General features: G+C 74.7%; 10 protein-coding genes. 5 read left to right on the top strand and 5 right to left on the bottom strand.

All coding sequences use genetic code 11. The features are described from left to right. Positions 1–22: 22 nt before the first annotated feature. The 4 genes from AB0398_RS24330 to AB0398_RS24315 all read right to left on the bottom strand — a co-directional run bounded on the left by AB0398_RS24330 (position 23) and on the right by AB0398_RS24315 (position 5,291). On the bottom strand, positions 23–754 hold the full coding sequence (locus tag AB0398_RS24330; RefSeq protein WP_366377728.1) for a TetR/AcrR family transcriptional regulator: 732 nt from the start codon (positions 752–754) through the stop codon (positions 23–25). 36 nt (positions 755–790) lie between these two features. Then, positions 791–2,032: a hypothetical protein gene (locus AB0398_RS24325; protein WP_366377727.1), complete on the bottom strand. Its 1,242-nt coding sequence runs from the start codon at positions 2,030–2,032 to the stop codon at positions 791–793. Between the two features lie 122 nt (positions 2,033–2,154). Then, the gene (locus AB0398_RS24320; RefSeq protein WP_366377803.1) at positions 2,155–2,916 is read right to left on the bottom strand and encodes a hypothetical protein; all 762 of its coding nucleotides are present in this window, start codon (positions 2,914–2,916) and stop codon (positions 2,155–2,157) included. A gap of 50 nt (positions 2,917–2,966) precedes the next feature. After that, positions 2,967–5,291 (bottom strand): right-handed parallel beta-helix repeat-containing protein, encoded by a 2,325-nt coding sequence (locus tag AB0398_RS24315; RefSeq protein WP_366377726.1) that lies wholly within the window; start codon positions 5,289–5,291, stop codon positions 2,967–2,969. A 163-nt stretch (positions 5,292–5,454) separates the two neighbouring features. On the opposite strand from AB0398_RS24315, the gene hmgA reads away from it, so the two are divergent. From hmgA to AB0398_RS24295, 4 genes are all read left to right on the top strand, one after another. Then, the gene (gene hmgA, locus AB0398_RS24310; protein ID WP_366377725.1) at positions 5,455–6,768 is read left to right on the top strand and encodes a homogentisate 1,2-dioxygenase; all 1,314 of its coding nucleotides are present in this window, start codon (positions 5,455–5,457) and stop codon (positions 6,766–6,768) included. A gap of 39 nt (positions 6,769–6,807) precedes the next feature. Next, complete coding sequence (locus tag AB0398_RS24305) at positions 6,808–7,557, top strand: GntR family transcriptional regulator (protein ID WP_366377724.1); 750 nt, start codon at positions 6,808–6,810, stop codon at positions 7,555–7,557. A gap of 33 nt (positions 7,558–7,590) precedes the next feature. Then, complete coding sequence (locus AB0398_RS24300; protein WP_366377723.1) at positions 7,591–8,814, top strand: type ISP restriction/modification enzyme; 1,224 nt, start codon at positions 7,591–7,593, stop codon at positions 8,812–8,814. Positions 8,815–8,971: 157 nt separating this feature from the next. Then, the gene (locus tag AB0398_RS24295; RefSeq protein ID WP_366377722.1) at positions 8,972–10,168 is read left to right on the top strand and encodes a CaiB/BaiF CoA-transferase family protein; all 1,197 of its coding nucleotides are present in this window, start codon (positions 8,972–8,974) and stop codon (positions 10,166–10,168) included. Between the two features lie 156 nt (positions 10,169–10,324). Here AB0398_RS24295 and AB0398_RS24290 read toward each other — a convergent pair whose 3' ends face one another. Then, positions 10,325–10,597 carry a hypothetical protein gene (locus AB0398_RS24290; RefSeq protein ID WP_366377721.1) on the bottom strand — a complete coding sequence of 91 codons (273 nt, stop codon included), beginning with the start codon at positions 10,595–10,597 and terminating at the stop codon, positions 10,325–10,327. A 349-nt stretch (positions 10,598–10,946) separates the two neighbouring features. Here AB0398_RS24290 and AB0398_RS24285 point away from each other — a divergent pair, with 349 nt between their 5' ends. Beyond that, positions 10,947–11,996 carry a protein kinase gene (locus AB0398_RS24285; protein WP_366377720.1) on the top strand — a complete coding sequence of 350 codons (1,050 nt, stop codon included), beginning with the start codon at positions 10,947–10,949 and terminating at the stop codon, positions 11,994–11,996. Positions 11,997–12,092 lie beyond the last annotated feature (96 nt).

The following is a 12,092-nucleotide window of genomic DNA, read 5'->3' as shown; positions in this document are numbered from 1 at the left end:
CGAACCCTACGAGCCCCGAGCCCTACGAGAGGGAGGGCCCCAGGTACGCGTGGAGGAGGAGCCGGGTCTCGTCGACCAGCGCCGGGTCTCCGGCGGGGTCCGCACGGAAGGCGAGCCGGACGAGGGCGTCGGCGGTCTCGACCCCGACGAGCACCTTCCGGTGCAGTTCCTCGTCGGCGGGACGGCCCAGATGGGCGGCGAGGAGCCCGCAGATCCGCTCGGCGACGAGCCGGTTGGGATCCTCGGCCTCGTCACGCGAGTCCGCGTCGTCACGCGAGTCCGTGCCCTCGCCCGAGTCCGCGCCGTCACCCGAACCGCCGTCGTCTCCGGCGGTGCCGCCGGAGGCCTCTCCGGGTGCGGCGGCGGGCACGCCGAAGTCGACGAGGGCGAAGCCCGGGACGGTCCGCTTCATCGCGATGAACTCGTCGAGGACGCCGTCGATCGCGCCGTACGCGTCGAGGGGCGGCGTCGCGGCGAGGCGCTCGGAGACCCGCTCGGCGTACCGGTCGAGGTTGCGGAGGGCGAGGGCCGCGACCATCGCCCGCTTGTTGCCGAAGAAGCGGTAGACGGAGCCGATGGGGACCCCGGCGCGGACGGCGACGGCACGGGTGCTCAGCCGCTCGTACCCGGTCTCGTCGAGGAGTACGGCGCAGGCGTCGAGGATCCGGGCGAGCCGTTCGGCACTGCGCTGCTGCACGGGGGCGCGGCGGAGCGCCGGAGCGGTCGGGGGACGGGTCTGGGGCACGGGGTCCATGATGCCGCTCCGGCGGGGACTGGCGAAGCCGGGGCCTCAGGCGACGAGCAGGCCGATACCGCCGAGGGTGTACGCGATCATCAGCACGAACAGGGGGAGTTGACCGGCGACGGCCCGGGACGGCGGGAAGAGGCGCACGGAGCGGTCGTGGGCCGCGACGACGCCGAGGACGTGGCCGGTGACGACGGCGGTGACCTGGAGGGTCGCGAGACCGCCGGGGCTCAGGGGCGGGGCGGGCGCGGGGACGTTGTCAGTCCCCCCTGCCATGATTACGGTGCGTGGAAATTCAGTGACTAGGAGTGAGAAGTAGTGGGCAGTGAGATAGCCGAGGGCGATGGGCAGCAGGGAGTGGGCGAAGGAGGTGAGGGGGGTGGTGAGTTCGCGGTCCATGAGACGCAGGGCGCCGGCGCAGAGGCCGTAGCAGGCGGCGGAGAGGGCCACGGCGGCGAGGAGACCGAGCGTGGCGGTGGGGACGGGGCCGAGGGGTGAGGTCTGGAGGGTGGTGATCCAGCGGGGGTTGTCGGAGAGGCCGTCGTAGGCGGTGGAGCCGAGGAGGACGCAGACGGTGGCGACGAGACCAGGGCGTTGGAGGGTGGAGTCGAGGCCGTCGAACGGGGAGCGCAGGACCAGGCGGCCGTCGGCGCGGCGGCCGAGCGGGGAGAGCCGGGCGAGGAGGGAGGAGTACACCTCGAAGGGGTCGGCGTGGGCGAACCAGCGATCGCCGTAGCGGGCGGCGCCCAGGAGTTGGACGCCGAGGTGGAGGGCGAGGGCGATCAGGAGGGTGGTGCGGGAGGCGTTGTCGGGGACGACGAGTTCGAGCCAGGTGAAGAGGAGGAGACCGGCGGCGGCAGGGCGGATGCCGAGGGCGGCGGGCAGCGGGCGGGGGTTCCGCGGCAGGTGGAGGGCGTGGAGGGCGCGCAGGGGGTTGAGCAGCCGCCAGACGGGGCCGAACAGGAGGGAGGCGGGGACGAGTCCGACCCAGAGGAGGACGTAGAGGGCGCCGGGGGCGGGGTTGCGGTCCGGGTCGTCGGGGCCGAGGAGGAGGTGGAGGAGGAAGACGAGGGCGACGGCGGTGCCGAGGAGCCGTAGGGCGGTGCGGGTGGACGGGGCGTCGGCGGCCCGTTGGAGGGCGGCGGGGAGCGGGCGTCCGGCCAGGTCGCCCCGGAAGCGGGAGGAGGACCAGAGCAGGCCGAGGGCGAGGAAGGAGACGAGGAGCGCGGTGAAGGCGCCGGCGTAGGCGTAGAAGGGGGAGAGGGGGAGGTCGTGCTGGGAGCCCACGCCGTGGGCGAGCGGAAGGGGGGACGCCGTGGCGTGGACATGAGCGGGCTCGTGCCCGTGGGCGAGGGCAGGGAGGGGGACAGAGGCAGGGACGGGGGTGAGGGCATGAGCCAGGGCCGTGGTCATCGGACGACGAGTTGGGTCAGCACGAGTCCGGAATCGTGCGTCTCGACCTCGAAGAGGCCGGTGCGGTCCACGGTGAGGGTGAGGGTGGCGGGCGTGCCGGGAGAGAGCGGCAGTTCACGGTCGTAGCCGTGGACGTGGAGGGTGTCGTCGCGGTCGCTGGTGACGCGGAGGGTGAGCTGTTCGCCCTTCTTCAACTCGATGCGGGAAGGAGGTGGTTGGACGGACTTGCCGGTGATGGTGAGGGTGACGGTCCGGCCGGGCCCGGTGGGGCGCGGGCTCGGCGGGGTGGAGGTGGCGGGGGCCTCGCCCAGGGGGACGGTGGTCTGTACGGGGGCGCCGGCGGCGGCCCAGACGGTGTGGTCGTCCGCGTGGAGCCGGACGGTCAGGGTGCGGGCGCCGGCCGGTACGTGTCCCCAGGGTCCGTAGAGGCGGCCGGTCTCGCGGCCGTCGACCAGGAGGCGGGCGTGGCCCCGGCCCGGGACGGCCGCGCCGCCGGTGCTCTCCGGGGTGAAGAGGAACCTCTCCACGGTGAGGTGGACGTTCCAGCCGCCCTCGGAGTCGGGGCGGACCTCGGCCCGGACGGTGGGCGCTTCCGCCGCGGGAAGCTCCCGGAGCCGGTGCCCGGCCTCGTCCCGGGCCGGCAGCAGGGTGCCGCTGCCGCCGGTGGCCTCCTGGTGGCCGGTGCCGGGCTTGTGGTGGGTGGTGGCCCGGCCGCCGCAGCCCGCGAGGACCGGTGCGGCGGCCAGGACGAGCGCCAGGCAGAGGCCGCCGAATCGGCGCCCGAGGGGCGGTGCCCCGAGTACGCGCGTCACGCGGATCCCTCCCCGTGCTGCGGGCGGACGTCGGAGGCCGGCGGGGGCGCGGGACTGGGGCCAGGAGCAGGAGTGGGACCGGAGGCGGGGGTGGAGCCGGAGCCGGAGGAGGTACCGGAGGCGGGATCGGAGGTGCGGGTGGAGGTGGAGCCGGAGGCAGGAATGGGGCCGGAGATGGAGCCGGACCCTGAGGCGGGAGTGGCACCGGGGACAGAGGCGGAGGCGGGTGCGGATACGGACGCGGAGGCGCCCCCACGTCCGGCCGCCGCACCCCCGGCCTCCACCCGCGCTCCCCCGGGTTCGGTCGGTTCTGGGGTCGGGGGGCGGGTGCCCGCCGCCACCACGGCCCAGAGGACCCAGACGACGCCGAGGAGCAGGCGGAGCCAGGCGGGGCTCACGGGGGTGCCGGGGATCATGAGGACCGCCTTGTCGAAGGCGTCGAGGAGGGTGAGGGCGCCGAGGGCCAGGGTGGTCAGGGCGAAGGCGGGGCGGACAGGGCGGAGGAGCAGGCCGAGGAGGGTCCACCAGGCGCCGGTGAGGAGCAGCGCGACGGCCGGGACGGCGGTGGGGGTGAGGGCGAGGGTCGAGCCGGCCACGTCGAGGGTGAGGCCCGCGAGGCCGAGGAGGGTGGCGGCGCCCGCGAGCCGGTTGCCGCGCAGTCGGCGCCACCACAGGGCGCCGCCGGTGAGGGCGAGGACGAGGGCGCTGCCGAGGGCGAGTTGGGTCTCGACGCGCTGGAGGCCCCGGGCGCCGTACCAGTCGCAGCCGGCCGGGAGGCGGCGGGCCTGGACGTCGTAGTCGGCGCAGACGAGGAGCTGGGCGAGTTTGACGGGTTCGCCGACGAGGCGGTCGGCGGTGCCGGAGACCTCGCCGCGCCGGGCGCCGCACTCGGGCAGGGCGCCGGGGCTGCCGGGGCCGGTGTCGGCCTGCCAGCAGTTGCCGCCGCCCTGGCCGTCCCACCAGACGTCGGTGCGGTTGGGGCGGGAGGCGCCCGAGCGGTCGACGCCGAGGTGGTTGCCGGCGTAGCGGTTGTGGTGGGAGGTGTCGGTCTGCTTGCCCCAGGCGGACTCGCCGCGGATGAAGGCGGGGACGGCGTTGAGGTAGAAGGCGGCGCGTTGGTGGCCGTAGACCCAGTTGTCCTCGTAGAGGTTCCAGTTGCCGCCGGCGGTGATGATGCCGGTGCCGGGCGGCATGGAGATCTGGGGACAGACGACGCCCCGTTCGTAGCCGCGTTCCACGGGCGGCCTGGCGCAGGTGCCGTCGGCGACGTACGGGTAGTAGTTCTGGTTGTTGTCGTGGATCAGGTTGCGTTCGAAGCGGGCGTGGTTCTGGGGCAGTCCGGGGTGGCCGGGGAAGGCGGAGTCCATGGAGGCGCCGCCCATGTTGTGGTCGAACTCGTTGTCGTGGACCCAGACCGAGTCCCCGGCGGTGCCGGAGTAGCCGACCATGTTGTGGTGGCTGCGGCAGCCGGTGATCTCGATGGAGTAGCGGGGGACGTCGTAGCCGCGGCCGTCGTTGATGTTGGAGGCCGAGCCGGGGTAGATGCCGGAGTCGCCGTTGCCGTAGGACTCGCAGTTCTTGTAGAGGCCGTGGTCGGAGGCGAAGGTGAGGAAGCCGTACTCGTCGTTCCAGCGGGTGAGGACGTCGTCGATGACGAAGCCGTCGGCGGCGAGGACGTACAGCGAGTTGAAGGTGGTGCGCTGGGCGGTGAAGTTGCGGAAGTAGACGCCGTCGGAGCCGTCGGCCCGGATCGCGTTGAGCTTCTGGTACTTGGCGTCGATGACGACGTCGAGCCGGGAGGCGCCGGTGCCCTCGATCTGGAGGTCCTTCTTGCCGAGGATCGCGACCAGGTTCTGGTTGTGCGGGCACTGCCGCTGCTGCTCGTAGCCGAGGATCTGGTAGCCGAGCGCGGAGTTCGGGGCCTTCAGGCGGGCGCAGGCCCCGGTGGGCGGGGGCTGTGAGGGTTCCTCCTCGTAGAGGCCGGGGAGGATCGCGATGGTGAGGCCGGGCCGGTCGACGGCGTCGACGGCCTGCTGGAGGTGGCGGTATCCGGAGGCGGCGCAGCGCTCGAAGAGGGTGAGGTTGCGGGCCTTGAGCGCGGCGGGGAAGCCGGAGATCCGGCGCGTGAAGTCGGTCCGGTCGGTCTTGCAGACGAGGAGGTCGGGTTCGCCGGTGCGGAGCTTCGGCACGCTGCCGGAGCCGTCGGGGAAGGTGACGGGCCGCTCCTCGTGGGCCTGGGCCCCGGGGGCGGTGAAGAGGGCCGCGGCGAGCGCCGCGAGCACGACCGAGAGCGCGAGGACGAACCTTCGGGTCCGGGACATGCGCGTGAGAGTAGAGCAATGTTCATCTTTTTTGACCCCCTCGTGCGCACATCCGCCCGCGACACCTTCCGATCCCTTTCCCCGGCGCACCGTTGACGGGAGGCGCGCGGAATCCTACGGTCTCCCATAGGATTCCCTTGCGGACTCAGGACAGGAGCGGGCGATGACCACGGAGCAGGCCAGGAAGACGGCCGAGGCGCTCACCTACAGCACCGGTTTCGGCAACGAGCACGGCTCGGAGGCGATCCCCGGCGCGCTGCCGCACGGCCGCAACTCGCCGCAGCGCGCACCCCTCGGCCTCTACGCCGAGCAGCTCAGCGGCAGCGCCTTCACCGAGCCGCGGGCGCACAACCGCCGCTCCTGGCTCTACCGGATCCGCCCGTCGGCCGCGCACCCCCCGTACGTCCGGGTCGACAACGGCGCGCTGCGCGGCGCCCCCTTCACCGAGACCGTGCCCGACCCGAACCGGCTGCGCTGGAACCCGCTGCCCGACCCGGCCCCCGGCACCGACTGGCTGGCCGGCCTGTGGACGCTCGGCGGCAACGGCGACGCGACCCAGCGCACCGGCATGGCCGTGCACCTCTACCACGCCAACGCCTCCATGGAGCGGGTCTTCGGCGACGCGGACGGCGAGCTGCTGATCGTCCCCGAGCGCGGCGGACTCCTCCTCCGCACCGAGCTGGGCCTGCTCGCCGTCCGCCCCGGCGAGGTCGCGCTGGTCCCGCGCGGGGTCCGCTTCCGCGTCGAGCTGCTCGACGAGACCGCCCGCGGCTACGTCTGCGAGAACTACGGCGCCCCCTTCCAGCTCCCCGACCTCGGCCCGATCGGCGCCAACGGCCTGGCCAACGCCCGTGACTTCCGGGCCCCGGTCGCCGCCTACGAGGACGTCGAGGGCCCGGTCGAGGTCGTCAACAAGTACTGCGGCAACCTCTGGTCCGCGACGTACGGGCACTCCCCGCTGGACGTCGTCGCCTGGCACGGCAACCACACCCCGTACGTCTACGACCTGCACCGCTTCAACGTCATCGGGACGATCTCGTACGACCATCCGGACCCGTCGATCTTCACGGTCCTCACCTCGCCCTCCGACACCCCGGGCCTCGCGAACGTGGACTTCGTGGCCTTCGCACCGCGCTGGCTGGTCGGCGAGGACACCTTCCGGCCGCCGTACTTCCACCGGAACGTGATGAGCGAGTACATGGGCCTGATCGAGGGCGCGTACGACGCCAAGGCGGAAGGCTTCGTCCCCGGCGGCGGCTCGCTGCACAACATGATGTCCGCGCACGGCCCCGACCGGGAGACCTTCGACAAGGCGAGCGCCGCCGAGCTGAAGCCGCAGAAGATCGACGACGGTCTCGCCTTCATGTTCGAGACCCGCTGGCCGGTGACCGCGACCCCGCAGGCCGCGAACGCCGACCATCTGCAGAAGGGGTACGACGACGTGTGGCAGGGTCTGGAGCGCCATTTCCGGCCGTAAAGTCCCGGCCGTAAGCCCGTAGCCCCGTACGGAGGACCCGTGACCGCCTTCGCTCCCGATTCGCTGGTCCTGAACCGCAAGCTGCCGCTCTGGTACCAGGTCTCGCAGTCGCTGCGCGCCTCGATACTGGGCCGCACGCCCGACGCCTCGCTGCGGCTGCCCACCGAGGAGCAGCTCGCCGCCCACTACGGCGTGAGCGTGCTCACGATGCGCCAGGCCCTCAAGGAGCTGGAGGAGGAGGGCCTGATCAGCCGGCACCGGCGGCGCGGCACCTTCATCGAGCCGGGTGCCCGCCGCTCCACCCCGCGCCGTCTGCTCGGCTCGATCGACGCGATCGTGGCCCAGCAGTCGGGCGAGCGGACGACGGTCCTCGGGCACGGCGCCGAGCCGGTGCCCGGGGAGCTCGCGGAGTACTTCCCCGACGTGCCCGAGGTCGTGGCGTACCGGCGGCTGCGCAGCGACGGGGAGAGCGGCGAGCCGACGAACTGGGCGGAGAACGCGGTGCTTCCCGCCCTCGCCGCCGCGATCGACCCGGCGGACCTGGAACGCTGGCCGATGACGAAGGTGCTGCGGGACGTGGTCGGGGTGCGGATCAGCCGCATCACGGACACGGTCGAGGCCCGCCTCGCCGACCCGGAGACGGCGGGCCTGCTCCAGGTCCCGCTGCTCTCCCCGATCCTCCACTACACGGGCGTGACCTACGACGAGGACGGCCGGGTCGTCGACGTGGCCCGCATCCGCTACCGCGGCGACCGCTTCTCCTTCACGGTCACGGTCGAAGCCCACTGACGTGCTGGAGGCGAACCGACGGCGGTCGTTAGCATGCGGGGCGTGACCGATGACGCCCGGCCGCAGGACGCGCCCCTCCTCGACGAGTTGATACCGTGGTCCGTGGCCCCGCTGCGGTTCGGCCGCCCCTGGATCGTCGCCCCCGACGCGCGGACCCTGCGGACCCGCTGGGACCGGCTCGTGGCGGCCGAGGGAGCCGAGCGGGAGGCGCTCTTCCGGCCCAGCCGGGCCCGCACCCCGGCGAGCGCGGTGGCCGCGCTGCCCGGGCAGCGCACCGGGACCGTGCGGTTCGCGCGCGAGACGGGCCCGTGCCCGGCGCCGGTGCGGGTGGCGCCCGGACCGTTCGACGAGCAGTGGCTGCTCCCCGACCACCGGCTGATCGACACCGCGCGGCCGGAGCTGTGGCGGGTCGCCGGGGGGCCGCAGCTGTTCGCCGTCGAGCAGCGGTACGTGCCGGGGGCGGCCGGACCCGCGCTCCTGGTGACGGCCGCGCTGCCGGAGGGTCGCTCCCCGGCGGGCCGGCCGGGCAGGATCCGCCCGCTGTTCCGGCGCCCCGGCGGCCACGAACCCAACCTCGCCCCCGGACTCCTGGACTTCCTCGGGCAGCGGTACGGGCAGGAGGTCGGCGCCCGTGACTGGCTGGCGTGGGCGGTGGCGGCGGCCCGCCCCTCCCCCGCCGGGTGCCGCGTCCCGCTCCCCGCCGACCCGGAGGTCTGGGCGGCGGGCGTGGCGCTCGGCCGGGACCTCCTCGACGTGCAGCTGCGGGGCGTCCTGAGCGGGACGAAGCCCCGGCTGCCGGGCGGCCGCCGCCCCTACGTGCGGGCCGCGGTCCCGGCCCGCCCGACGACGATGGCGTACGACTCCGAGGACGAGGCGCTGGTCCTCGACGGGGGCCGGATCTCCCCCGTACCGGCGGAGGCCTGGGAGTTCCGGGTGGGCGGGGCACGGGTCCTGGAGAAGTGGTTCGCGCACCGGACCGCCCCGGCGGAGCCCGGCTCCCTGGAGGCGATCGGACCGGCCGCCTGGCCGCAGGAGTGGACCTCGGAACTGCTCGACCTGATCACCGTGCTCGCGCTGCTCGGGGCGCGGGAGCCGGAGCGGGCGGCCCTCGCGGCACGGGCGGCCGAGGACGCGGCGGAGGGCGCGGCGGTACTGCGCGCCGCCGGAGTGCTGCCGCCGCCCGCCCGGTCCCGCCGCCCCGCGTCCGTACTGGACCACCGGGAGGAAGGACCGGAGGGGCAGTTCGCCCTTCTGTGACCGGAGTGACGGGAGGGGCCGGAGGGGCCTGAAGGGGCGGTCCGCTCTCCCGGGACCGGAGCGGCGGGGAGGGCCGGAGCGTGGGGAGAGCCGCGCGGAGGAGGGTGACGCATCCCCGGGTGACAAGGGCCGGTCCGGCAGGGTAGGCAGGGCGGTCATGAGCACTCAGCCACTCCCCCTCGAAGGGATCACGGTCGTCGCCGTCGAGCAGGCGGTCGCCGCGCCCTTCGCCACCCGCCAGCTCGCCGACCTCGGCGCCCGCGTCGTCAAGATCGAGCGCCCCGACGGCGGCGACTTCGCCCGCGGGTACGACACCGCCGCCCGGGGCCTGGCCTCCCACTTCGTGTGGTGCAACCGCGGCAAGGAGTCGGTGGCGATCGACCTCAAGGACCCCCGGGGCCTGGCCCTCGCCCGGCGGCTGGCGGCCGGCGCCGACGTCTTCGTGCAGAACCTGGCGCAGGGGGCGGCGGCCCGCCTCGGCCTGGACGCCGCCACCCTGTGCGCCGCGCACCCCCGGCTGGTCGCGGTGGACGTCTCGGGGTACGGGGCGGAGGGCCCGTACGCGCACCGGCGGGCGTACGACATGCTCGTCCAGTGCGAGGCGGGCCTGGTGTCGGTGACCGGGACCCCGGAGCACCCCGTCAAGTCGGGCATCCCGGCGGCCGACATCGCCGCCGGGATGTACGCCTTCTCGGGCGTCCTCGCCGCGCTCGTGCGACGCGGCGCGACCGGCCGGGGCGGGCCGGTGGAGGTGTCCCTCCTCGACTCGCTCGCCGAGTGGATGGGGCATCCGCTGCACCACGGGATGCACGGGGGAACGGCCCCGGCGCGCACCGGGCTCGCGCACGCGGTGATCGCCCCGTACGACGCCTATCCGACGGCGGACGGGGGCCTGGTGCTGCTCTCCGTGCAGAACGACCGGGAGTGGCGGAGGCTCGCCGGGCAGGTGCTCGGCCGGCCCGGCCTCGCCGACGATCCGGCCTTCGCGACGAACGCGGCGCGGGTGGCGGGGCGCGCGGCGACGGACGCGGTGGTCGCGGAGGCGCTGGCCCCGCTGACGGCGGAGGAGGCGCTCGCCCGGCTCGACGCGGCGGGCATCGCCTGCGCCCGGCTCAACTCGGTGGCGGAGCTCGCGGACCATCCGCAGCTGACGGCCCGCGACCGGTGGCGGGAGGTGGAGTCGCCGGTCGGGCCGCTGCGGACACTGCTCCCGCCGATCGTGTTCCCGGACGCGCCGGAACCCCGGACGGACCGGATCCCGGCCCTGGGACAGGACACGGACGAGGTGCTCGCCGGGCTCGGGCTGCGGGAGTCGGAGGTGAAGGAGCTCAGGAACGCGGGCGTGATCGCCTGACGGGGCAGGCGGAAGCGGGTGGCCGGGCGCGGACGGGCGGGGAGACCGGCAGGGAGGGCGCGGGGCGCGGGCGGTGCGCACACGACGAACGCCGGACGGGCGGGGACACGTCCGGCGGAGTCGTGGTCGGGGCCGTACGGGCGGCCGGGACCCGGGTTAGCGGCGGGTGCCGAAGAGGGAGCGGCGGAGTCGGCGGAGCGGTGCGAAGAGCGAGACCCGTGCACTGCGGCTGCGGTGGCCGTGCACCGGCGCCTCGCGCGTACGCGTCGTCAGTTCCCGCATCAGCAGGGTCGCCTCGGCCACCTCGCGCTGGGGCACGGCGGGTCCGCCGAGCACCGCGAGATGACGGTCGAGCCGCGAACTGGTCGCGCCGCTCCCGCAGGTGATGGCAGGCACTCGGGGCCTGCTGCGCATTGCTATCTGTTCCATGTCACTCCCCACCCGTACAAGGGCACCCGACCCGGGCAGGTTAACCCTATCGCCCCGTCATGACACCCGTGTATCCCGACGACGGGATTCAACGCACCCGTACGGGGGTTGACGGTCACCCTCCGAATACATCCGATTCCAGGGCGAGTTGGACAGGGCTCGAACACCTGTCGAACCGTCACGAACCATCCTGCACTCCGGCGCGACCAACGGGGGCACGCGAAGCCGTGTGATCTCCGCCACCAAGATCCACGACCAAGATCCACCGCCAAGATCCACCGGTGGTTCCCGCGGCCCGGCCCTACGCCGGACCGGAGCCGTAAGGGCCACCCTCGGTTACCGTGGATCCATGACGGTGATCGCGGGTCGTTACCGGCTTCTGGACGTCCTGGCCGAAGGGGCGACGGGCACCGTCTGGCGCGCCCTGGACGAGACGAGCGGCCACGAGGTGGCCCTGAAGGAGTCCCGGGTCCCGCCCGGCCTCCTGGCCGACGGGGCGCCCCCGCTCCACGCGCGGCGGGAGCGCGGCGCACGGGCCGTCGCGCGCGTCTCCCACCCCTCCGTCGTACGGGTCCTCGACGTGGTCTCCGAGGACGGCCGGCCCTGGGTGGCGACGGAGCTGGTCCGGGGCCTCACCCTCGCCGAGACCCTGGAGGCTGGCGGGCCGCTGCCGTCGCGCGAGGCCGCGCGCGTCGGCGCCGAGGTCCTGGCCGGACTGCGGGCGGCCCGGGCCGCGGGCGTGCCCCACCGGGACGTGGAGCCGGAGGACGTGATTCTGGCGAACGACGGCCGGGTCGTCGTCACCGGCTTCGGCGGCACGCCGGAGGACGGCGCGGGCCCGGCGGCGGAACTGCGCTCCCTGGGGGCGCTCCTGGAGACGGCGGCGGACGACCGGTCCGGCCCGCTGGGCGCCGTGATCGACGCGCTCCTGGGCGAGGGACCGGAGGGTCCCGTGACGGCGGACCGGGCCGAGCGGGAGCTGCGCCAGGTGGCGGGCGGCGGCGCACGGAGGCCCACGGGCGGCGCGGGGGCGGACGGGGGCGGCTCGAAGACCGGCGGAGGCGGCTCGCGTACGGGCGGGGGCGGCTCACGGGCGGACGGCGACGCACCGGGCGCCGGGCCCGTGCCGGCCGGCGCGCCCGCTCCGCCTCCGGGCGCCCGCGAAGGGGGGACGACCGGCACTTCGGGCGGCCGGAAGCACAAGGCGCCCCGCCGGGTTCCCGTCCTGGTGGCCGGGATCGTCGGGGCGCTGCTCATCGCGGGGGCGCTGGTCTACCACGCCGTACGGGACGACGGTCCGGGCGCCGGGCCGGGTGCGCCGGGCGGTGTCACGAGCACCGTCCCGGCCGGCTCCGGCGCCACGGGGGCGGACGGCGCACCGACTGCACCACGTTCCTGAACGGGCGTACCGACTGCACCGCGTTCCCGGACGGGCGCACCGGCCGCACCGCGTCTTCCGAACGGGCACACCGGCCGCACCGCGTTCCCGGACGGG

The sequence above is a fragment of the Streptomyces sp. NPDC086147 genome (assembly GCF_040702165.1).
GTDB lineage: Bacteria > Actinomycetota > Actinomycetes > Streptomycetales > Streptomycetaceae > Streptomyces.
The sequence above is the reverse complement of the archived record's forward strand: the minus strand, read 5'-3'. Positions and strand labels throughout refer to the sequence as shown.